Here is a 22,667-nt window from a genome sequence, read left to right on the forward strand (position 1 = left end):
GCGTACTGATGAAGGAAGCAAGAACCTCTTCCATTAACCGAAAAGGGCAAAGAAGGAGAATGCGTCTCTTTTTCTTTGTGATCCTGTGCTTTTTCGTCTGGACTAGCTATACCTTGTTTTTGCAAAGTGGCGAGTTGTCCAAGAAGGAGACAGAGCTGGAAGCCCTGAAGCAAGAATCAGCGGTCTTGCAGCAAAAACAAGAGGATCTGACCTATGAAGCAAGTCGGTTAAACGATCAGGAGTACTTGGCAGAGCTGGTCCGTAAGCGAATTTTGTTTACCAAGCAGGGCGAAAGCATCTATATCATTCCGGATTGAGTATACAGCTGATCTTCAACGAGAGGGAGGCATTCCACATCATGGAGATCGAGGTCGGGAGCATACTGGAAGGAAAAGTCACCGGTATCACCAAATTCGGAGCGTTTGTTCAGCTACCAGGCGATGTGACCGGACTGGTCCATATTAGTGAAATTGCTGACGTCTACGTCCGGGACATCCATCAATTTTTAAAAATCGGAGACACGGTAACAGTAAAAGTCCTCAGTCTCCGTGAGGGCAAAATTGGCCTTTCTATCAAAAAAACAATGGAAAAGGAACGGCCACCCCGTTATCAGCGGGAGCGACGTGAAGGCTTTGAAGAAAAGCTGAACCGCTTTTTGAAAGAAAGTGAAGACAGGCAGTCCTCCTTGAAGAAAAGCGTAGAGAAAAAGGGTCGCGGTCGATCTTTTTGATTCGGAAAATTATGACTTTTCTTTCTTTATGAAAAGCGCACTTTGACTGTAAAAATAGGAAGGTCATTTCGAAGTCTTGACGAATAAAGTATCCTAAGCCCGTTTCGCAAAGCGCGAATCACCTGTCAGCCGACGTTATCCGCCATAACGTCGGTTTTTTTTGTCCATTTGCGTTACTGAATTTGTCGCACGATTCTGTGAATATTCATTGGATTTTTGACAAATTTTACAATGCCCCCCTCCGTATAATGGAGAAACACATTGACCAAGAACGGGGTGGAGCGAAATGATTGCGAACAAAAACGTAACACAAGCCGGACAGGCTTGGACGCGGCAAGTGTCCGATCGAATGGGTACCACTGCCCAGACGTGGGGAGAAAAAGTAGCAGATTTCATAGAGAAGTGGAATGTTCTCCCCATCCTCATGGGCTTCTTATTAGGACGAGCTCTAATCGTGGAGGAGCTAACCCCCTTTGCTATACCGTATTTCATTGTCATGTTTTATATTCGTCGAGATTGTTTGCTTGTCACGGGGATGGCTCTTATTATCGGCGCTTTTACCCAGTCGGTGCCTGTTGGGCTGGAAACCGCCTTGAGTGTGATACTTGCCTTGTTTGCCTGCAAACTGATGAATAAAATGCGCAAGAAGGATTTTTCACGGACGCCTTTGCTGGTCGTCGGGACGATTTTCATCAGCCGTCTGTTGTATGCGGTTCTGACCAATCAGGTAACGACCTACGATCTCGTGATGGTAGCAGTGGAAGCAATTCTTGGCTTTGTACTGACGCTCATCTTCATCCAGTCCTTATCGATCATTCATTTGGCGAAGCCTTACGAGCCTCTCAAAAATGAAGAGATCGTTTCGTTAGTCATTTTACTGGCTTCCTTGATGACGGGTACTGTGGATTGGATGGTCGAGGGTATTTCGATGGAGCATGTACTTACACGCTATTTGCTGCTCGTCTTTGCTTTTGTCGGTGGTGGCACGATCGGTGCGGCTGTTGGTGTAGTCACAGGTCTTATCCTCAGTCTGGCTAATGTGAGTGCTCTTTTACAAATCAATCTGCTCGCTTTTTCCGGTCTTCTGGCAGGCTTGCTAAAGGAAGGCGGCAAAGTGGGCGTTTCGGCAGGCTTGTTGATCGGTACGGCTATTCTTGCGATTTACGGTGGAGCAGAAGAGACACTCTACTACTCCTTGGTTGAAACCTCTCTGGCTATTGTGCTCTTCATTCTGACCCCTGCTGCTCTTTGGAAAAAAGTAGCCCGATTTATCCCCGGGACTCCTGAGAATTTACAGTCCCATCAAGAATACATGCGCAGAGTTCGCGATGTGACAGCGGGCAAAATCCAGCAATTCTCCGATTTGTTTACGCAACTCTCCCATAGCTTTGCCCAGACAGCCGATCCTGAAGAAATAGAAGAACAGGCCGATGCCTTTCTTAGCCGTGTATCCGAATTCACCTGCCAGAAATGCTGGAAAAAAGAACAATGCTGGGAAAAAGATACGCAGTCGACTTATGAGGGAATGCGCTTTTTAATGGAAAAAGTGTACGAGAACGGTACCTTGGCTGGCGTTACACCGCCGCGTGATTGGGAGCGCAAGTGTGTCAAAACCGAAAAGGTCATGACTGTAATGGAGCAGGAATACGATCGCCAGCAGTCGTTTGACCAACTGAAAAAGCAGGTAAAAGAAAGCCGGATGCTCGTAGCTGACCAGCTATCGGGAGTCTCGCGAGTCATGAGTGATTTTGCCCGGGAAATACAGCGGGAGGGAATGGAACTGAGCTTTCAGGAAAAGCAGGTCTCACAAGCATTGGAGGGCTTGGGGCTGTCGGTACGCCGCGTAGAAATACACAGCTTGGAAGAAGGGAAGGTCGATATCGAAATCAGTCAGCCGACTTGCTATGGTCGCGATGAATGCGCGAAGATCGTGGCTCCCATGCTCACGGAGATTTTGGGGGAAAACATTGTGGTTCGCGAGCGGCATTGTGAAGCGCAAAAAGACGGTTCATGCACGATGTGCCTTGCTTCCGCCAAAACGTATGAGATCGATATCGGGGTCGCAGGTGCGGCCAAAGACGGCAAGCTATTATCCGGTGACAGCTTCCGCACGATGGATTTGGGTAATGGAAAAATGGCGCTGGCGATCAGCGATGGAATGGGAAATGGCGAGCGGGCATCCATAGAGAGTCAATCCGCCCTCGATATGCTCCAGCAGCTTCTGCGATCTGGTATGGACGAAAAAATTTCGATCAAAACCGTTAATTCCGTGCTCGCCCTGCGCTCCAAAGAGGAAATGTTCGCGACGGTTGACTTGGCTCTGATCGATTTGCAAACAGCTCATACGCGTTTTGTAAAAATTGGCTCTACCCCGAGCTTTGTCAAAAGAAATAAAGATGTCATCACAATCACCGCCAACAATCTGCCAGTGGGAATTTTGGAAGAAATCGAGGTGGATGTCGTATCTCGTATGCTCAAGCCAGGTGATTTACTCGTGATGATGTCCGATGGCATCTATGAGGCGCCTCGCCATATTGAGAATAGGCAAGCGTGGATGAAGCGAATCATCAGCGAACTGGAGACGAATGATCCACAAGAGGTCGCTGATTTACTGTTGGAAAAAGTCATTCGCCAGCATTCTGGACAAATTGTTGATGACATGACCGTGTTGGTAGCGCGAATTGACCGATTTGTACCGCAGTGGGCTGCCATCGCAGTGCATGGAATGGAGAAGCTCGAGCGTCCACGGATTGTAAGTTAGGGGTATGTTTTCTCTATTACCCGTCGATACTGTTGCTAAAAATATCCTGCGAAGTGAAGTGGATGAACGTTCGCTACACGGAGCTGGGACTGACAAAACAGATCGAATGGGGAGATTATTGTGAAAGAAGCGACACTTCGTCAAATATTGGTAGTGACAGACGGCTGCTCCAACTCGGGGATGAGTCCCGTTGCTGCGGCGGCACTGGCAAGGGAGCAAGGAATTACGGTCAATGTGATTGGCGTAATCGACAAGAGTGAGCTGGGTGAAAAAGGGGAAAAGGAAATCAGGGATATTGCGGAAGCGGGTGGTGGACTCTGCGACATCGTGTACCCCCAACAGCTTGCGCAAACGGTACAAATGCTGACGCGAAAAGCAATGACACGCACCATTCATCAAGTGGTCAATAAAGAATTAAAAGAGATTTTGGGCGATTCCGGAATAGAGGAGCTGGCACCTGATAAAAGAGTGCAGGTTGCTGGCATGGTTGACGAGCTGGGTGAAAAAAGCAGCTTGAACGTCGTGATGCTAGTGGACACCTCAGGAAGTATGAAGCCAAAGCTGTCGGCTGTTCAGCAAGCGATACACGATTTCAGTATCAGTCTGCATTCGCGGAGTGGACAAAGCAGAATGGCGGTCGGTTCATTTCCGGGGAAACAAAAGCATCTCGATATCCGCATTCCATGGACAGAAAAGGTCGAGCAGGCCCATCAAATTACGAGTGATTTGGCGATGAGCGGAATTACTCCTACAGGACCTGCCATCGTAGAGGCAATTGCCCTGTTTGAGCAGGACAAGCTCCCACGCTCGCTGCAAGAGCGTTATATCGACCAAGACGAAGAGGACGACTCGAACGGAATGCTGCGTGACCATGTCTTTTAAGGCAGCCACCCCCGACCTGCCCAAGCACTTTACTGGCAAGTGGAACAAAAAATCGTACCACGTCTTACGGGAGTTGGGGCGTGGTGCGAACGGGACCGTGTACCTGGTATCCCAAGGTGGCGTACAGCGCGCGGTTAAGGTCGGTGTGGAAGGCATAGACATTTTAATGGAAGTGAATGTGTTGAAAAGCACACAGCAGGGGCGGGATTCCAAAGTGGGACCGCTCCTGTGCGACGTGGACGATCTCGTTGTAAACGGGAAGGCCTGTACATTTTATGCCATGGAGTATCTTCAAGGCTTGCAATTGGATGAATATATCAAGCAAGAGGGTACGGACTGGGTGGCAGTGATGATGGTTCAATTGCTGGCGCGGCTGGATGTTTTGCACCAGCATGGCTATATTTTTGGCGATTTGAAACCGCAGAATGTGATGGTTACCCAAACGGACAAGCAGGTACGCTTGATTGATTTCGGTGGAGTGACCAAGCTGGGCAACGCCGTTCGGCAGTTTACAGAAGAGTATGATCGAGCTTTTTGGCATGCAGGTGATAGACGGGCTGAAGTAAGTTATGACCTGTTCTCGACAGCCGTGATGATGGTGCGTCTGACGGTTGGAGCGGAAACGTGGAAAAACAGCCTTGGTGACCCACGTCACACGATATTACTCTGTGATATAATACGAAAAAGTGACAGCCTGTACCCTTATCGGGAGCCTTTATTGAAGGCTTTTCACGGTAAGTTTGCGACCGCGAAAGAAATGCGAACGGAGCTGTTGGCAGTCTTGCGAGATAGCATGAGCGCCAAGCAGCAAAAGCCGCAAAAGAAACCGCGGACGAAAGGGAGTGCAGGAGCGGGTATTAGCGGTCTTTTTGTCGCCTCGCTACTCCTGTTGGCTGGCACTTTGTATTACGCATGGTTTATGTGAAGGATGTGACGGTTCGTGTCCTCAGATTTGGTGATGGATACTTGCTTGTTGGCAGGCTCGATTATTTTGAAAAACGGTGGAGAGACATACCGGACGGAAGAGACAATGGCATTGATTGCGAAGGCAGCGGGGATGGATGACGTCAACAGCTCAGCTACGCCTACGAGCATCATCCTGTCCTTTCGTTGCAGTGGATTCGATCATACAAGAATGGTTCGTACCCCCAAACGTACGACCAACCTCAATAAAATTACGCTCGTGAATGATGTTTCCCGACAGTTTGTCGGTGGGAAAATTAATTTGGAGCAAGCCTATCGGACGCTGCGTGAGATCGATCAGAAAAAGCAGATCTATCCGAAATGGTTGCAGCATCTAGCAGCCGCTACGGCCAGCGGCTCCTTTTCCATGCTTGCAGGGGGAGATTGGGGCAGTCTGATTCCTTCTGCGATGGCCGGGTTGATTGTGAACCTGAGCCAGGAATATTTAGAACAGTTTGTCCGGATGAAGTTTTTTACGGAGTTCTCTGCCGCTTTACTAGGAGGACTTTTCGCGTTGTTGACTGTGACGATCTTTCCGCAGTTGCATTTAAGCATCATTATTATTGGTGCGATGCTTCCGTTGTTTCCGGGGATCGCCATCACTAACTCGCTTCGGGATTTGATGGCTGGTGATTTGGTTGCAGGTGTTTCACGCGGAGTAGAAGCCATGCTAACTGCTGTCTCCGTAGCGGTAGCCACAGCCATTATTCTTTCGTTTACGAGGTGAGTACGATGTTGTTACAAGGATTGGCGCTTAGCTTCGCCTCTTCAGTAGCGTGGTGTGTGCTGTTCAATGTGCCGGTTCGAACAATCGTAGCGGGTGGTTTCGCCGGAGTGATCGGTTTTCTCGTCTACTCCATTCTTCCTATCTACGGTGCAGAGGTCTTGTTGTCGACGTTTGTTTCAGCTGCTGCTGTCTCTTTGCTCAGTCAGCTCTTATCTATTATACTGCGGGTCCCTTCTACGAATTTTAGCGTCGCGGGCATTATTCCACTGGTACCGGGATCGTTGGCTTACAAAGCCATGCTTGCCTTCGTGAATAATGATTATGTCGGAGGGATTACTCTGGCGACCAAGACATTGATGGTGGCCGGCGCGATTGCTTCTGGACTTATATTTGGAATTTCGGTTCTGACGATTTGGAAAGGAGCCCGCTATGCTGGCAAGCGTGCGCAACGAGATTGAGTCCGAGGGGCTTTTGCTTCCAGGTGAGACTGTTGTTGTCGGAATTTCCGGCGGCAACGATTCTACCGCACTGTTGCATATATTGGCTTCTCTCAATAAACAATACCAGTATCATTGGAAGCTGCATGCTGTCCATCTGAACCACGGCTTTCGTGGGGAAGAAGCAAGACAGGACGCACTCTATGCAGAAGAGCTGTGTCGTGAACTCGGCGTGGCCTTCCACCTCTTTGAGTATGACGTCCCCGCTTATATGGAAAAAACGGGACTGGGCGGGCAAGAAGCAAGTCGCGACATTCGCTATCGGCTGTATCGAGAGGTAGGTCTGGCGCAAGGAGCGACCAAGCTGGCATTGGCCCATCATGCTGACGATCAGGTGGAAACGATTCTTTTTCGTTTTGTGCGAGGCAGTAGGCTACAAGGTCTGACAGGGATGCCGAAGCGAAGAATGCTTGCCGATTGCCCGATTGAGCTCGTGCGTCCGCTCTTGCATAAAACGCGTCAAGAACTGGAAGGCTACTGTCGGGAACATCATCTCTTCCCCCGTGAGGATAGCAGTAACCAATCGCGCAAGTATACGCGCAATCTGCTGCGCCTGGATGTCATGCCCATATTGGAAAAAGTGAATGACAAGTATCGGGAGCATATCTTGGCTACCGCGGAGGCAATCCGGCAGGACGAAGCGCTTTTAATGAGGCTGGCTATTGAGCAGTTGGAAATGGTAACGATTAGGAAAAAGCCAGAAGCATTTTTGATGGACAATGACAAGTTTCAAACTTGTGACGTTGCTTTACAAAGGAGAATGATTACTCTAATATTAAGTTATCTCTCAAAACATACCGAATGGTCTTCGCAACATGTGGAGACCGTTTTGCACATGCTAGGGGGAAGTCGCCCTTCTGCGGAATTGCATTTGCCGAATGACCTGGTAGTCGACCGGGTGTACGAGCGAATCACATTTCGTCGTAGAAAGCGACAGGATCGCATACATACGTATAGTTACGAGCTCGCCGTTCCCGGTGTAACCTGGATCGACGAGAGCAAGGCCACGGTACATATTACTTACCTGGAAGGTCCCATGGATTGGGAGCGACTTCCGGCGAATGAAGCGGTCTTTGATGCCGATCAGTTGCCAGGATCGCTGTATTTGCGTAACCGAAAACCTGGAGACCGCATCACCCTGTTTGGCTCAGCAGATGGAAAGAAGCTAAAGGATTTATTGATTGATGCCAAATTTCCGCGAGCTTGGCGTGACAAACTTCCGCTTTTGACGGCGGGCGATGAGGTGATTTTGGTACCAGGTGTGCGCCGTTCCGCCGTAGCGCCTGTCAATGGACAGACCAGGCGTTTTCTACACGTGCGGGTAGAGTTTGGAGAAGATTGGCGGGAGGTTTTTTCATGAATCAAGACATCGAGAAGATTTTGCTATCAGAAGAGGATATCGCGGTAAAAGTTCGAGAATTGGGTGAGACGCTGGCTGCAGAATACAAGGATAAAAATCCGTTGGTCATCTGCGTGCTGAAAGGTGCAGTCATTTTCATGGCTGATCTGATCCGTCACATGAACATTCCGTGCGAAATGGACTTCATGGCAGTTTCCAGCTACGGAAGTGGAACAGAGTCCTCTGGCATGGTGAAAATCTTGAAGGATCTCGATACATCTGTGCAAAACAGACACGTACTGGTTGTAGAAGACATCATGGACAGTGGACTGACACTGAGCCGCTTGGTAGAGCTGTTGCGCCATCGGGAAGCTGCTTCTGTAAAAGTGGTGACTCTCTTGAATAAACCAGAGCGTCGCAAGGTGGATATTTCACCGGATTACAAGGGTTACGATGTTCCAGACGAATTCGTTGTGGGATATGGCTTGGACTATGCTGAGCACTACCGTAATCTGCCTTATATCGGTGTATTGAAGCCTGAGGTCTACACGAAGTAGGTTTGTTGTGGAGACCGTACTTTCTATGATAAAATGTGAAAAGTGTCTGTTCGTGAGAGGAGGTAAGGAATGAATCGCTTTTTTCGTAATACCGGGTTCTACCTACTGATTTTTCTTGTCACGGTCGGGATCGTGAATTTCATCCTCTCCGGTACTGATAAGGTTGGGAAACTTACATATCAGGAATTCCGGGTACAGCTAAAAGCTGACAACGTCACTGAGTTGGCGCTTCGACCAGAGAATGGTACTTACAGGGTCGAGGGTACGTTGGCAAAAGCTATTCCGGGACAGGAAAGCAACAAATTTTTTACCAATGTTCCTTTGTATGACTCAGATGTTGTTAAGCTAGTCGAAGAGAAAATCGATGCACAAAAGGTGAAGAATGTAGCGTTCAATCCTGCGGAGGGCAACAGCATTTGGCTCACGTTCTTGACCTCTATCATTCCTTTTGTCATCATCTTCATCCTGTTTTTCTTTCTTCTGAACAATGCCCAAGGTGGCGGAAGCCGAGTCATGAACTTCGGTAAAAGCCGCGCGAAGCTTTACAACGAAGAAAAGAAACGCGTTACCTTTGACGACGTAGCAGGAGCGGACGAAGAAAAGGCTGAGCTGGAGGAAGTCGTTGATTTCCTGAAAGACAACCGCAAGTTCAATGCGGTTGGTGCTCGTATTCCAAAAGGGGTACTGCTCGTAGGTCCTCCGGGTACAGGTAAAACCTTGCTCGCACGCGCTGTTGCAGGCGAAGCTGGTGTACCGTTCTTCAGTATCTCCGGTTCTGACTTCGTGGAAATGTTCGTTGGGGTGGGTGCATCCCGCGTACGTGACCTGTTTGAAAATGCGAAGAAAAATGCTCCTTGCATTATCTTTATTGACGAGATTGACGCCGTGGGTCGTCAACGCGGAGCTGGACTCGGCGGCGGCCACGACGAACGCGAGCAAACTCTCAACCAGTTGCTCGTAGAGATGGACGGTTTTGGTGGAAACGAAGGGATCATCATGATCGCTGCGACCAACCGACCTGACATTCTCGACCCAGCTCTCTTGCGTCCGGGACGTTTTGACCGTCAAATTACAGTGGATCGTCCTGATATCAAAGGCCGTGAAGCGGTATTGAAGGTTCATGCCCGTAACAAGCCGATTGGCGAAGACGTGAAGCTGGAAGTGATTGCTCGTGGTACATCGGGCTTCACGGGTGCAGATTTGGAGAACTTGCTAAATGAAGCGGCTCTCTTGACTGCCCGCAGAAACAAAAAGCAAATCACGATGACGGAAGTAGATGAAGCGATTGACCGCGTGATTGCAGGTCCAGCGAAGAAGTCTCGCGTAGTGAGCGAAGACGAACGCCGTCTGGTTGCCTTCCATGAAGCTGGTCATACGATCATCGGATATCACCTGAGAAATGCAGAAATGGTACATAAGGTAACAATCATTCCGCGCGGCCAAGCTGGCGGATACACAGTGATGCTGCCGAAGGAAGACCGTTTCTTTGCTACCAAGACAGACCTGCTCGACAAAATCGTCGGCCTGTTGGGTGGACGTGTTGCGGAAGAATTGGTGCTCGGGGATATTAGTACCGGGGCGCATAATGACTTCCAACGCGCGACTGCTATCGCTCGCAGCATGATTACCGAATACGGAATGAGCAAGCTCGGACCGATGCAATTCGGTAAGAGTCAAGGTCAGGTATTCCTGGGCCGCGACTATGGCAATGAGCGTAACTACTCTGATAAGATTGCCTACGAGATCGATCTCGAAATGCAAAATATTATCAACGAGTGCTACGCAAAGTGTACAGAATTGCTGACGAAGCACCGTGATCAGCTCGATCTGATTGCAAACACGCTGCTCCGTGTAGAGACTCTCGATGCTGACCAGATCAAGCAATTGATCGAAACAGGTAAAATGGATAACGATCCAGATGCAAATAAAGATGTGGTCGTGAATATTCAACCGAAGCTGGAAGAAGTAGAAGTAAAAGAAGAACCAAAGCAAGAAGATACAAACGAAGAACCGAAACAATAAGGGGCGCCTCAGGTGCCCTTTTTTGCTATAAATATTATGGGTGTTTAGCTCCTAAGTTTTAAAGGTTTCGATGAACCAATAAAGCTAGTGAGAAGAAAAAGCACAGGGCTCGTAGCCCTTGACAACGCCAACCCAGTCGGAACTTTAAAAAGGGGACCACGCTAGTCGAACACTTCTTCCTTGAGAAACTTCCGCCCGTAGGGTGGCTTTGGCTCGACGGTCCGCTTTTTAAAGTGGAGACGGCCAGTGAATCCTCATGCTGGCGTGTCAGAGTCGAAGAGAACTGTGCTTTTTCTTCTCCTCCACTACGTTGACTCAATAGCAAATCAAAGCGAATGAGAGGGATTGGATATGTTGCTTACACCAGGCATGGCTGCATTTGACATGGATGGAACCTTACTGACTCAGGATTCAAAGCTGACAGAAGGAACGAAAGAAGCACTTCGCCAATTGCAACAGCAAGGCTGCAAACTCGTTTTGTCTACGGGCAGGATGTATGGCTCCGCTCAAATGCCGATTGATTCCTTTCCTTTTGACGGGTATGTCTGTAGCAATGGGGGCGCTGTTTTTGAAGGGGATGGCACGCTGGTCCGTCGATGGCTCCTTCCTACTGAGATGGTAATCGGTGCGATCCATGCACTAAGGCAAGAAACAATTTATTATGAGCTTCATGATACCAACAGCAATCGCTGGATGATCAAAGAAGACCGTGAGCGTTTGGAAGCGACGATGAGTGAGGACGCATCTGTGGAAGGATTCTCGATCTTGAATTTTCCTTACTACAGGCTCGCTCGTGTAGAGCCATTGGCAGAGATGCTGGAAAAAGTGGAGTCCGGGGAAGTAGAAATCGTCAAATTCTTCATCTGGCATAATGAACCGGATCGTCTGGAGTGGGTGAAAGAGCAGCTGAAGGCATGGAGCGAGCAAGTGACCATCACTTCATCCGGAAAGCAGAATGTCGAGGTGATTCCTCAAGGGGTTTCCAAATGGGAAGGGCTTCAATACTTCTGTGAGAAATGGGGAATCTCCCCAGAGAAAGTAATGGCATTTGGCGATGCAGAAAACGATCGTGAGGCATTAACGGGCGCAGGGTATTCCGTCGCGATGGAAAACGCTTCTGACGAGATCAAGCAGGTGGCCAAATATATCGCCCCACACCACAATGAGGAAGGCGTTGCCCGCTTTATTCGGGAGCGTGTTCTCGGAGAAAAAGGCGAGTAAGAGTATGAAAAGCAGAAGCTGTGTCTGTACAGGCCGGTTTCTGCTTTTTTCGTTTAAAATGTACCACGTTGACAAGGTGAGGTTATACGCTTACAATGACCGTAAATTATGACACCACCGTAGGGGGATTTTTTCCATGGACGCTTTAGCGTTAGAAAAAAAAGCCCAGCGCAACGCTGAGTTACGTGAACGACTACTGCAGTTGAAGAAAGAGCGTAATGCCATCATTCTTGCTCACTTTTACCAACGTCCCGAGATTCAGGAGGTCGCTGACTTCATTGGAGATTCCTTTGGATTGGCGCAGAAAGCGAAAGAAACGGATGCCGATGTGATTTTGTTCTGTGGGGTTCACTTTATGGGAGAAAGTGCAAAAATTCTCAATCCCCAGAAGACCGTCATTATTCCCGATGAACGGGCTGGCTGTCCAATGGCGGACATGGTGAACGTAGACGGACTCCGCAAGCTCAAGGCACAGCATCCAAATGCAAAGGTAGTGGCTTACATCAATACCTCTGCGGATGTGAAAGCAGAAACCTACATCTGCTGTACGTCGTCCAACGCGAAGCGCGTGATCGAGTCGATCGACAGTGATGAGATCATTTGGGTGCCGGACAAAAACCTCGGCCACTATGTATCCCAATTCACGGACAAGAAGATGATCATTTGGGAAGGGTACTGCAATACGCATGACCAACTGTCTGTAGAAGATATCATGACGTTGAAGCAGCAGCACCCAGAGGCTGTGGTAGTCGTTCATCCGGAGTGCCGCCCAGAAGTGGTATCCCTGGCTGACTACGTTGGTTCAACGACCGGAATTTTGAAATACTGCCGTGAGTCTTCGCACAAAGAGTTTATTATCGGAACGGAAGACGGCACACGCTACATGCTGGAAAAGGACAGCCCGGACAAAACGTTCATTTTCGCTTCCAAGTACCTCGTCTGCCCGAATATGAAGGTGAACAACCTGAAGAAGTGCGTCGAGGCGCTGGAGAATATGAAACCGGAGATTTTTGTTCCGAAGGATGTTGCTGATGCGGCACGTGCTTCCTTGGAGCGGATGCTTGCGGTAGCGCCAGCATAAGGGGCAGTCTCATAAAAGGGAAAAAGGAGTAGAGCACAGGGGCTTTACTCCCTTTTTCTTTTAAGAAGCTTTGGTCAATGGCTGGATGTCTTTCCGGCGGTAAATGTTCAGGACGAGCCCCATCAAGGCCATTTGTAGTACGGTATGCACGGTGCCAAACCCGACGAATGGCAGATTCACAGATATTGGCGGAACCAGACCGACCGTCATGAAAATACTCCAGAAAAACGGGGTGAAAAAGAGAACAATCATGCCGGATAACAGCAAGGAGCCATAAACATCTTTTACCCGTTTGATGGCATGGAGGAAACGAAGCATAAGCACAACGCCCAGAATGAAAAAGGCCATCCCTACAATTGGTCCAAAAATATATACCATGTAAGCAAAAATAAAGTCAGATTCAAGGGCGGGCAATGTATCTAGAGAGGCCCCGAAGCCTTGGCCCCATAAGCTCGCTGACTCGACGGCTTTCAAGGATTGAATGATGATATATCCATTTCCATCCGGGTCAAGATAAGGATTCAGGTAGTAAATCAGACGATCTAACTGATAAGGTTTAGCGAAGAGGTAAACCATTCCACCGACACACGCAATAACCATAGCGAGGAAGCCCAGAACAACAGGCTTAGTAGGCTTGGCAGCGATCACGAGCGCGATAAAGCCGCCGACGTACAAGAGAACGGCAAATTCGTACTCGCCAAACGCGAGAAGCAGGCAGGGGGGCAGGAAGTACGCAAACGCTTTGACGATCGAATAGCGATTGTTCTCCTTCCACTTGCTGAAAATTCCTGCGAGGGCGACGGTGAATAAGAAGGGGCTGATCCCAATAAAATCGATGGGAAAGCTTCCAATATCGAGATACTGGATACCATTCATAGGCTTTCCTTCTAGAAGTGTATAGAGGAGTATAATCAACGTGTTGAAATACAACGCCTCACTAAAAAGCTTCAATTTACTGTAATCCCAAAAGAGAATAGCCACGAGGACGACTGTTCCGATCACGATGCCGAACAGTTGTCTCTCGATCAAATTTTTACTATCTTGCGCGATATGAAGCGAATATAGTGTAACAAGCCCGATGGCGATCAAGGTTCCTACAATCGAAACAATTCCCCACTCCATCCGCGGTTTATGCGCCTGATGGAGGTGACGCCCTACATCGACAGGATCACCCATCTCCGCAATGGCAATCCGAGTCGCTTCATCTTCCCGATATCCAGCCTCACGATAATCCTCGATCTTTTCGGCGAAATGATTCTCCAACTCTAGCGTAATGGCTGGATGAACCTCTTTATTCTTAATCTGACCGCAAACCTCTTTTATGTAATGCGCAATTCGCTTGTTTTCGCTCATATAGGCTGTCCTCCCAATACGGAGTCAACAGCGGTACGAAAAGATTCCCACTCCTGTTTTTTCTCTTTCAGATGCTTTTTGCCTTCGCGGGTGATTTGATAATATTTGCGTTTTCGCTCTCCTTCCCCCTCACTCCAAAATGCCTCGACCTTTCCTTCAGATTCAAGGGTATGAAGAATCGGATAGAGGGTGCCTTCCTTGAGAGACAGCACACCGTTCGAGCTAGTTTCCATCGTTTTGATCATCTCATAGCCGTACATCGCCTTTTGTTCCAGCAAGGTAAGAATGAGAATGACCGTACTGCCTTTCATCAACTCTTTGTTAACTGCCATAGCTACCTCCTTATACCTCGGATTTCGATACCTCGAATATCTATGCATCATTCTATCCCATAAAAGGGAAAAAAGAAAGACCTCCTCGTCGGGAAGTCTTGTTATATGTGCTTAGGAAGGCATCGGGGTAGGAGTTGGTTTTCCGTAGCCTTGCCCATAGGTTTGGTCTATGTAGTTACGAATTTCTTTTGTAGATTTGCCTTCTTCTTTCATCTTGCCGGAAATAACGGCGATTTCCATGCATACGCCGCAGCGAGTGCCGTGGTCATCCCAGACGATGGAGCCATCAGACTTTTCTTCTTTGATGAAGCAGTTGCCATTATGCCCGTGTCCAGCACTTTCACCACAACCACAATAGCATGGAATGGATTTGAGCAGCTCACGGTTGGCCGCAGCAACTTTGTAGGAGCCAATAATGACAGGGTCTTGGTTGTCTAAAAATTTCGGTAGCTGATCAGCGGAAGCAGTCAATTCCTGCAAATCACCATTGGGGGCGTGCTGCGTGTGATCGCTATGATTCTGTTCAGCTTGGTCAGTAGAGCCACAGCCAGTAAGCAGAGCTGCGGTGATAAAAGTAATGGCTAACCATGATTTACGTTTCATCTTGGACATACCTCCTGCCAGTTATTTTATCATAATGAGATGGAGAAATTGTGAAGCTGGGAGAGAAGATGTGCACTTATAACATTTAAATCGGAATAAATCCTATTTACTTTTTAGGCTCCTCTCCGTATAATGAAAAACGACGAGAACGTAAATCGGAATCATTTTGAATTGGAGTAGGAGGAAATAGAGATGAAAAGAGCTATGTTGGCAGCCCTCAGTTTCATTACGGCAGTGGGGCTGGTGGGATGTGGGGCAGCGAACGAAACGACTGGTACTCCGCAAACTGGCAGTGACGCGTCCGGGAAGCCAAAAGTATACACGACAATTTATCCATTGGAATATGTAGCGAAGCGAATCGGCGGTGAGCACGTGGAGGTAACGAATCTGGTTCCCGCTGGCGTAGAGCCTCACGACTTCGAGCCAACCGCAAAAGACATGGTCGCTCTGTCCGGAGCAGATATCTTCGCCTATAACGGCAGTGGTTTGGAGCTGTGGGTAGAGAAGGCTGTAACCAACCTCGACAAAAACAAGACAACGATCGTCAATGCGACGGAAGGTCTCGAGCTGATCAGTGCAACTGAGCATGAGCATGAAGGAGAAGAGCACGCGGAAGAGGCAGGGCATGACCACGGAGATATGGACCCTCATGTATGGCTCGATCCGATGCAATTGAAGGCGCAGGCAGAGAAGGTTAAAAATACGCTCGTGCAAAAGGATCAAGCACACGCTGTCGATTACGAAAAGAACTACACACTATTAGCAACAGACCTGGAGCAGCTTGATAAAGAGTTCAAAGACATGGTTACGCAAGCGCCGAAGAAAGAATTCATGGTTTCTCATAGCGCATTCAGTTATATGGCAAAACGCTACGGGCTGGAGCAAGTATCGATCTCTGGGGTCAACCCTTCTGAAGAGCCATCCACGGCTGAGTTGAAGAACTTGGTGGAGCATATAAAAGAACATAACATTTCGTATGTGCTGTTCGAGACGCTGGTTTCTCCGAAGGTAGCGGAAGTGATTGCGAAGGAAGCTGGCGTGAAGACGGCTACGCTCAATCCGCTGGAAGGTTTGACGGAAGACGATGTAAAGGCGGGTCGTGATTACTTGTCCATCATGCGCGACAATATGAATACATTAAAGACTGCACTCCAATAAGTTTTCCCTCGAAAAGATGTCGCTTACCAGGCGGCATTTTTTCAATAGTAGGATGCTTGTGGTTCGGGCAAAATCGTAGTACGATGAAGGGAATCAAATAAGAACAAATCCGATTTAAGGGATGGATATTTCATGGAACCAAATAAACAAGAGGTGCCTGTCATTAAGCTCACAGGCGTCTCCTTTCAATATGAAGACAAACAGGTTCTCGATGAGGTTGAATTCACACTGGAACGCGGAGACTTTGTGGGTATCGTCGGGCCGAACGGATCAGGGAAATCTACGCTGATGAAGCTCATTTTGGGTCTGTTGACGCCAAACAAAGGGACAGTGGAGCTGTTCGGGCAACCACTATCCAAGTTTCGTGAATGGAATCGCATTGGATACGTCGCTCAACAGGTCGCGCATGGAGCGGGTGGATTTCCGGCGACGGTGCGAGAAGTCGTGTCATCTGGATTGGTCGGCAAAGTGGGCCTTTTTCGCAGACTGACGAAACAGCATCATGAGAGTGTACGGGCTGCGGTGGAGCGTGTCGGCTTGTTGGAAAAGCTGGATCAACGCATCGGCAACTTGTCTGGTGGGCAATTGCAGCGCGTATTTATAGCGCGAGCTCTCGTAGCTGAACCGGAGCTGTTGATCCTCGATGAGCCAACAGTCGGGGTCGATCAGGAATCGATCGATCAATTCTACAGCTTGCTTCGTTCACTAAAGGAAGAGAACGGATTGACGATGATGATCGTCAGTCACGATGTGGGAGTCATGTCGCAATGGGTGACCAAGGTGGCTTGTGTGCAGAAGAAAATTCACTTCCACGGAACAGCGCACGATTTTGAGCATAACCAAGAAAAAATCTTGCAAAGTATGTACGGTGATTCGGTCAGACTGCTGTCTCATCATCATTAAGCTTTGTAAATAGGTAAGAAAGAAGGAATATGCACATGCTTGCTGATTGGTGGCAGTATGACTTTTTGCGTTATACCCTGTTTTCAGGGATTTTAATTGGCCTGATCTGCCCTATTTTGGGCACGTTTCTCATTGTTCGTCGCTTGTCGATGATGGCAGATGGCTTGTCACACGTCACGCTGTCCGGCGTAGCTGCCGGGATGCTCATTTCCAAAAAGGTCGCCTTCTTCTCCGCAGTCAATCCGCTGTTTTTCGGGATGTTATTTGCGGTGATCGGTTCGTTGTTCATCGAGCGGCTGCGGAAGGTGTACAAAGCGTATCAGGATTTGGCGATTCCGATTATTTTGTCCGCAGGGCTTGGGCTGTTTACGGTATTGATCAGTATTGCAGACGGTTTTAATGCAGATTTGTATTCGTACTTGTTCGGAAAAATCGTGACGGTGTCCATCGAAGACCTGTATGCGCTGATTGGTGTGGCAGTTGTCGTTTTGGGGACGGTCTTGTTGATTTACAAGGAGCTTTTTGCGGTCTCCTTCGATGAAGAATTTGCTCGCGTCTCCGGCGTGGCAAGGCGCTCGATCAACTTATGGTTCATGGTGCTCGTCGCTCTGACGATTGCGGCCTCCATGCGTATTGTCGGTGTCCTGTTAATCTCGGCGCTGATCACGCTCCCGGTGGCTGCCAGTTTGCAAATCGCGAAAAGCTTTCGTCAAACAATTTTCTTGTCGATTTTGTTCGCGGAGTTTTCCGTGTTGAGCGGTTTGTATTTTGCCTATCTCCTTGATTGGGCATCTGGTGGTACAATTGTACTGATGGCAGTATTGGTTATGCTGGCAGTATTAGGTGTAAAGAAGCTGCGGGTCGCTTTCCGGTAAGAGTTATCCGGATATGACAAAAGGAAGGAGTGTTTGTCGATGAAAGTAGAAGAAGCGCTGCAAATATTGAAAGAACATGGTTTCAAGTATACCGGCAAGCGGGAGGAGATGATTCGAATCTGCGCGGCCGAGAAGCGATACCTGTCTGCCAAAGATATTATGGAGAGAATCAAGGAGCAGTATCCAACACTCAGCTTCGATACCGTCTATCGCAACATTTCCACTTTTGTTGAGCTGGGGATTCTGGAAGAGACGGAGCTGGACGGAGAAGGCAGATTCCGTTTGGCCTGTTCGACAGATGGACACCATCATCACCATGTAATTTGTACGGAATGTGGAAAGACTTCTTCTTTGCCGGGATGTCCGATGAATATCATTTCCGCTGTACCGGAAGAGTTTCAGGTGACGGGGCACAAGTTCGAGGTATATGGCACGTGTAAGGAATGTGTAACGCATTCGAATTAATCGGATAGAGGGGAGTGCTCGCTTTTGCGGGCGCTCTTTTTTTGCATCTCCTTCAAGCGTGTATTTGCTATAATGGGTGGAAAATCATCAGTTACAAGAGAGAAGGGACACAGTCATGATTCCCCGTTATATTGTGGACTTTGATTTGCACACCTTACCTCGGATGAGGGCAGATGTAGCTGTTATTGGAGCAGGAATTGCTGGGTTGTATACGGCGTTGCAAACGAGTGAGTATGCGGATGTGGTGTTGATCAGCAAGAAGGGGCTCGATGATAGTAACACACGCTGGGCTCAGGGAGGAATCGCTGCTGTAACAGCCCAATCTGATTCTCCTGCCCTTCATCGACAGGATACGTTAATCGCTGGAGCAGGTCTTTGCTCGTATAACGCTGTGGAAATCCTGGTGCACGAAGGCCCTGATCGCTTGCATGAACTGATTGCATATGGAACGGAATTTGACCGTGATGAACAAGGGCAGTACGAGCTGACACAGGAAGGCGCGCATAGCAAACGACGTATTTTGCATGCGAATGGAGATGCCACTGGGGCAGAGATCGTCCGCGCTTTGTCCAAGCGTGTGATGGAGCAGCCAAACATTCAGGTTTTGGAATATCATTTTGCAGTAGATGTCATCAAGCAGGATGGCGAATGCGTGGGTGTCCTCGTCCGGAAGCCGGATGGCGAACTGTTTTTCCTGGAAGCGACAGCAACGGTACTGGCTACAGGCGGAGCAGGTCAGCTTTACCGTTACACGACGAATCCACAAATCGCTACGGCAGATGGGATCGGCATCGCGTATCGGGCGGGAGCCCGCATTAAAGATGTGGAATTTATCCAGTTTCATCCGACTGCGCTTTACTATCCGGGAGCCCCGCGCTTTTTGATCTCGGAAGCCGTTCGTGGAGAGGGTGCCATTTTACGTAACAGCAATGGTGATCGCTTCATGGACAAGTACCATCCACAAAAAGAGCTGGCGCCGCGTGATATTGTGGCACGGGCGATTGTCTCTGAGATGGAACAAACGAAGTCTACGTTCGTGTATCTCGACATTACCCACGAATCAGAGGAGCTTATTAAGCGGCGTTTTCCGACGATTTATAATTTTTGCTTACAATACGGTCTCAATATGGTGACAGATTGGATTCCAGTAGCTCCTGCTTGCCATTATATTATGGGTGGGGTCCAGACTGATTTAAACGGGGAGACTTCGACGAAGCGGCTTTTTGCATGTGGGGAAGCATCCTGCACAGGGGTACATGGAGCGAATCGACTGGCCAGCAACTCGTTATCGGAAGCGGTTGTATTCGGTCACCGGATCGCGGAGCGGATCAAGCAACTGGCTGATATGCCGAGCATCCATCCTTTCCAGGTTGTTTCCAAGCAAAAACTTCCCCAAGCGTTCAATACACGTGAACAACGATTGAAAATGCAAAAGCTCATGCTGCGGCATGTTAGTGTGAAGCGCGACGAAAAAGGATTAACCAAAGCATTAGCAGAGCTTGCACGAATGGAGCAATACTACCAGTATGAGCCTGAGAGCCTGGAAACGTTTGAATTCTTCAATCTGCTGAATGCTGCCGTCTTGACAACGAGAGCGGCACTTTTACGGGAAGAAAGCAGAGGTGGGCATTATCGTACTGATTTTCCGAATAAAGACGACTTGGTGTGGCGCAAGCATTTGATCCAGTCTGTAGAAGATGGTGTCCAAGAGGAGTGTGAGAAGCATGATGTGGAATAAACGGGAGCTTCAGCGAAAAATAGAGGAATGGCTACAGGAAGACGTGGGATTTGGTGATGTGACGACAATGAGCACGATTCCTGAATCGGAGCAGGGTGTCGGCATTTTATATGCCAAGGAAGCGGGAATCGTGGCTGGCTTGCCGATTGCGGAGCAAGTATTTGCCACGGTTGATTCGACCCTCGTTTTTGAGGCAAAAGTAGAAGAAGGAGCAAGGGTGGAGGTTGGTCAGCAAATCGCCGAAGTCAGCGGTTCGGTTCGTTCAATTTTGAGCGGGGAGCGGCTTGCCCTTAATTTAATGCAACGTTTGTCTGGGATTGCTACGAAAACGAGTGAATACGCCACAGCCGTCGCAGGGACAAAAGCCCGGGTTGTGGATACGAGAAAGACCACGCCAGGCCTTAGGGCTTTGGAAAAATACGCGGTTCGTGTCGGGGGAGGCTACAATCACCGTTTTGCCTTGTATGATGCCGTGATGATCAAAGACAATCATATCAAAGGAGCGGGTGGTATCGCACAGGCTGTTGCAGCGGCACGCGCGGTTATTCCTCATACGATGACAGTCGAGGTAGAAGCCGAATCGTTCGAACAGGTTCAGGAAGCATTGGCAGCAGGTGCAGATACGATCATGCTCGACAATATGTCCCTCGATCAAATGGTGGAAGCCGTGGAGTATATCAATGGACGGGCCGTTGTAGAGGCATCTGGTGGTGTGAGTTTGGAGACGATTGGTGACATTGCAAAAACGGGTGTAGATATCATTTCGGTAGGGGCGCTGACTCATTCTGTCAAAGCGTTTGATATCAGCCTCGATCTGAATACACGCAAGCGGTAAGGAGCGACCACGATGTTATTGGTGATCGATATAGGCAACTCCAATATTGTGTTGGGCTTGTATGAAGGCGACGAGCTCCAACACCATTGGAGAGTGTCCACAGATCGTAACAAAACGGAAGACGAGTACGGCATGCTCGTCAAAAGCTTGTTTAGTAGCGTGGGGCTTGGCTTTGAACAGGTGAGAGGCGTCATTATCTCGTCTGTCGTGCCGCCTCTAAACCTCACGATTGAACGTATGTGCGGGAAATACATGCAACAAAAAGCGCTGATTATTGGACCGGGTATCAAGACGGGACTGAACATCAAGTATGAGTATCCGCGAGAGGTAGGTTCCGATCGAATCGTGAACGCTGTTGCTGCGATTCATCATTATGGAGCGCCACTCATTGTTGTCGATTTTGGTACAGCGACGACCTTTTGCTATGTGGACGAGCGAGCGCAGTATTGGGGCGGGGCGATTGCTCCCGGCATTGGGATATCGACTGAGGCACTCTTCACTCGTGCTGCCAAGCTGCCGCGAATCGAAATCGCCAAGCCTGCAAGTGTAGTTGGTCGTAATACGATAGCGGCGATGCAGTCCGGCATTTTCTACGGGTTCGTCGGTCAGGTCGAAGGCATTGTACGTAGAATCATGGACGAATACGGTACGCGACCTACCGTAGTTGCTACGGGAGGGCTGGCAGCACTTTTTGCCAATGAGACCTCTTGTATCCATGTCGTGGATCAGAATCTAACGCTAAAAGGACTTCGTTTGATCTATGAGCGGAATCAATCATAGTGGATGGCGAACGTACTTGCAGAAAAACATTTCAGGATCATCAGCATCTAGGTGAGTCAGGGTTCCGCAGTGAGCGTATCCGAGCTTCTGACAGAGGCGTTGCATTCTTTCGTTGGAAAGGTTAGTAGAAGTAAACAACTTCTCCGTAGGGGAGATCGTTTCCAGAAAGCGCATCATCTCCTCGCCAACCCCTCGGTTCTGATAGTGAGGGTGAACAATGAGTAGATGAATAAAGCTGTTCTTAAAAAACGATTGATTGATGATGGCAAAACCGACGATATTCATGTCGATTAACGCCAAGTAGCAATGACCGTGCTCGATGGCTTCTTTAAGTTCAGATGAACGACTGGTTGAACTGAGCACCATGGCATCAATCGTACAGACAGCAGGAATGTCTTGAGGAGTAGCTAGACGGATCGAGGTCATCCAATTCAAATCCTTTCTACTTGTAAATCGCTGTTAATGTTGTATGGAATGGAAAAAGGGTGTTAAACTACTGGTAGAGATATGGATAATCCGACATATAAATAAAGGAGCCAATACCGTTGCAGCGGCAAGGCTCCTGAGACAAGTAGCTGTGGCACACCCACGGCGCGCATGATTACAAAAACAGCGAACCCACCGTCAGGCGGTCAACCTTAGGCGGTGGGTTTTCGCTTGTTACGCCACTTTCTTATCCATCGGTAGAGCTTCCTGCTGCTAAACCAGAGGCTTAGCAAGGTTGCCAGTACTTTTAGGATAAGGTAAAGCGTGCCGAGCGAGACCATCAGCATCACCCCCTTTACAGGAAGCTGTGCCGTGGTCTTCCACCGCCAGTCTTGTCTCAAGTTAAATTATACCATTTG

Annotated in this window: 23 protein-coding genes; 19 read left to right on the forward strand and 4 right to left on the reverse strand. The window is 48.7% G+C overall.

What is annotated here, in order from left to right; genetic code table 11:
• Positions 1-8: 8 nt before the first annotated feature.
• From AB432_RS00785 to nadA, 12 genes are all read left to right on the forward strand, one after another.
• Positions 9-317: an FtsB family cell division protein gene (locus AB432_RS00785; RefSeq protein WP_007726411.1), complete on the forward strand. Its 309-nt coding sequence runs from the start codon at positions 9-11 to the stop codon at positions 315-317.
• 41 nt (positions 318-358) lie between these two features.
• Positions 359-730, forward strand: coding sequence for a S1 RNA-binding domain-containing protein (locus AB432_RS00790; protein WP_048035577.1), 372 nt, complete (start codon positions 359-361; stop codon positions 728-730).
• A 286-nt stretch (positions 731-1,016) separates the two neighbouring features.
• Positions 1,017-3,491: a stage II sporulation protein E gene (gene spoIIE, locus AB432_RS00795; protein WP_048035578.1), complete on the forward strand. Its 2,475-nt coding sequence runs from the start codon at positions 1,017-1,019 to the stop codon at positions 3,489-3,491.
• A gap of 120 nt (positions 3,492-3,611) precedes the next feature.
• The gene (locus AB432_RS00800; protein WP_048035579.1) at positions 3,612-4,373 is read left to right on the forward strand and encodes a vWA domain-containing protein; all 762 of its coding nucleotides are present in this window, start codon (positions 3,612-3,614) and stop codon (positions 4,371-4,373) included.
• Complete coding sequence (locus tag AB432_RS00805) at positions 4,363-5,298, forward strand: serine/threonine protein kinase (protein ID WP_235617713.1); 936 nt, start codon at positions 4,363-4,365, stop codon at positions 5,296-5,298. Before AB432_RS00800 ends, AB432_RS00805 begins: the two co-directional genes overlap by 11 nt.
• Before the next feature lie 15 nt (positions 5,299-5,313).
• Complete coding sequence (locus AB432_RS00810; protein WP_048035581.1) at positions 5,314-6,063, forward strand: threonine/serine exporter family protein; 750 nt, start codon at positions 5,314-5,316, stop codon at positions 6,061-6,063.
• Between the two features lie 5 nt (positions 6,064-6,068).
• Positions 6,069-6,521 (forward strand): threonine/serine exporter family protein, encoded by a 453-nt coding sequence (locus AB432_RS00815; protein WP_048035582.1) that lies wholly within the window; start codon positions 6,069-6,071, stop codon positions 6,519-6,521.
• Entirely contained in the window at positions 6,493-7,920 is a 1,428-nt protein-coding gene (tilS, locus tag AB432_RS00820) for a tRNA lysidine(34) synthetase TilS (RefSeq protein WP_048035583.1), read from the forward strand. Before AB432_RS00815 ends, tilS begins: the two co-directional genes overlap by 29 nt.
• Positions 7,917-8,456, forward strand: coding sequence for a hypoxanthine phosphoribosyltransferase (gene hpt / locus AB432_RS00825; protein WP_048035584.1), 540 nt, complete (start codon positions 7,917-7,919; stop codon positions 8,454-8,456). Before tilS ends, hpt begins: the two co-directional genes overlap by 4 nt.
• Positions 8,457-8,525: 69 nt before the next feature.
• A complete protein-coding gene (gene ftsH / locus AB432_RS00830) occupies positions 8,526-10,478 on the forward strand; it encodes an ATP-dependent zinc metalloprotease FtsH (RefSeq protein WP_048035585.1) in 1,953 nt (650 codons plus the stop codon).
• A 351-nt stretch (positions 10,479-10,829) separates the two neighbouring features.
• On the forward strand, positions 10,830-11,699 hold the full coding sequence (locus AB432_RS00835; RefSeq protein WP_048035586.1) for a Cof-type HAD-IIB family hydrolase: 870 nt from the start codon (positions 10,830-10,832) through the stop codon (positions 11,697-11,699).
• 136 nt (positions 11,700-11,835) lie between these two features.
• Positions 11,836-12,780, forward strand: a complete 945-nt coding sequence (gene nadA, locus AB432_RS00840) for a quinolinate synthase NadA (protein WP_017246967.1) — start codon at positions 11,836-11,838, stop codon at positions 12,778-12,780.
• Between the two features lie 60 nt (positions 12,781-12,840).
• On the opposite strand, the gene AB432_RS00845 is transcribed toward nadA, so the two are convergent.
• The 3 genes from AB432_RS00845 to AB432_RS00855 all read right to left on the reverse strand — a co-directional run bounded on the left by AB432_RS00845 (position 12,841) and on the right by AB432_RS00855 (position 15,068).
• Positions 12,841-14,133: an FtsW/RodA/SpoVE family cell cycle protein gene (locus tag AB432_RS00845; RefSeq protein WP_048035587.1), complete on the reverse strand. Its 1,293-nt coding sequence runs from the start codon at positions 14,131-14,133 to the stop codon at positions 12,841-12,843.
• A complete protein-coding gene (locus AB432_RS00850; RefSeq protein WP_048035588.1) occupies positions 14,130-14,465 on the reverse strand; it encodes a PadR family transcriptional regulator in 336 nt (111 codons plus the stop codon). The genes AB432_RS00845 and AB432_RS00850 overlap by 4 nt, the downstream gene beginning before the upstream one ends.
• Positions 14,466-14,576: 111 nt before the next feature.
• The gene (locus tag AB432_RS00855) at positions 14,577-15,068 is read right to left on the reverse strand and encodes a PCYCGC domain-containing protein (RefSeq protein ID WP_048035589.1); all 492 of its coding nucleotides are present in this window, start codon (positions 15,066-15,068) and stop codon (positions 14,577-14,579) included.
• A gap of 192 nt (positions 15,069-15,260) precedes the next feature.
• Here AB432_RS00855 and AB432_RS00860 point away from each other — a divergent pair, with 192 nt between their 5' ends.
• The 7 genes from AB432_RS00860 (at position 15,261) to AB432_RS00890 (ending at position 21,822) form a co-directional block, all read left to right on the forward strand.
• The gene (locus AB432_RS00860; protein WP_048035590.1) at positions 15,261-16,226 is read left to right on the forward strand and encodes a metal ABC transporter substrate-binding protein; all 966 of its coding nucleotides are present in this window, start codon (positions 15,261-15,263) and stop codon (positions 16,224-16,226) included.
• Between the two features lie 132 nt (positions 16,227-16,358).
• The gene (locus AB432_RS00865; protein ID WP_007729940.1) at positions 16,359-17,129 is read left to right on the forward strand and encodes a metal ABC transporter ATP-binding protein; all 771 of its coding nucleotides are present in this window, start codon (positions 16,359-16,361) and stop codon (positions 17,127-17,129) included.
• A 35-nt stretch (positions 17,130-17,164) separates the two neighbouring features.
• Complete coding sequence (locus AB432_RS00870; protein ID WP_048035591.1) at positions 17,165-18,004, forward strand: metal ABC transporter permease; 840 nt, start codon at positions 17,165-17,167, stop codon at positions 18,002-18,004.
• 39 nt (positions 18,005-18,043) lie between these two features.
• On the forward strand, positions 18,044-18,469 hold the full coding sequence (locus AB432_RS00875; protein ID WP_016740938.1) for a Fur family transcriptional regulator: 426 nt from the start codon (positions 18,044-18,046) through the stop codon (positions 18,467-18,469).
• Positions 18,470-18,584: 115 nt separating this feature from the next.
• The gene (nadB, locus tag AB432_RS00880) at positions 18,585-20,207 is read left to right on the forward strand and encodes an L-aspartate oxidase (protein ID WP_048035592.1); all 1,623 of its coding nucleotides are present in this window, start codon (positions 18,585-18,587) and stop codon (positions 20,205-20,207) included.
• The gene (gene nadC, locus AB432_RS00885) at positions 20,194-21,042 is read left to right on the forward strand and encodes a carboxylating nicotinate-nucleotide diphosphorylase (protein ID WP_048035593.1); all 849 of its coding nucleotides are present in this window, start codon (positions 20,194-20,196) and stop codon (positions 21,040-21,042) included. The genes nadB and nadC overlap by 14 nt, the downstream gene beginning before the upstream one ends.
• Positions 21,043-21,054: 12 nt before the next feature.
• Positions 21,055-21,822, forward strand: coding sequence for a type III pantothenate kinase (locus AB432_RS00890; protein WP_048035594.1), 768 nt, complete (start codon positions 21,055-21,057; stop codon positions 21,820-21,822).
• Here the strand turns inward: AB432_RS00890 and AB432_RS00895 are convergent.
• The gene (locus AB432_RS00895; protein ID WP_048035595.1) at positions 21,817-22,248 is read right to left on the reverse strand and encodes a GNAT family N-acetyltransferase; all 432 of its coding nucleotides are present in this window, start codon (positions 22,246-22,248) and stop codon (positions 21,817-21,819) included. The two genes, AB432_RS00890 and AB432_RS00895, sit on opposite strands and share 6 nt — an antisense overlap.
• Positions 22,249-22,667: the final 419 nt, after the last annotated feature.

Source organism: Brevibacillus brevis, from assembly GCF_001039275.2.
Classification (GTDB): Bacteria; Bacillota; Bacilli; order Brevibacillales; family Brevibacillaceae; genus Brevibacillus; species Brevibacillus brevis_C.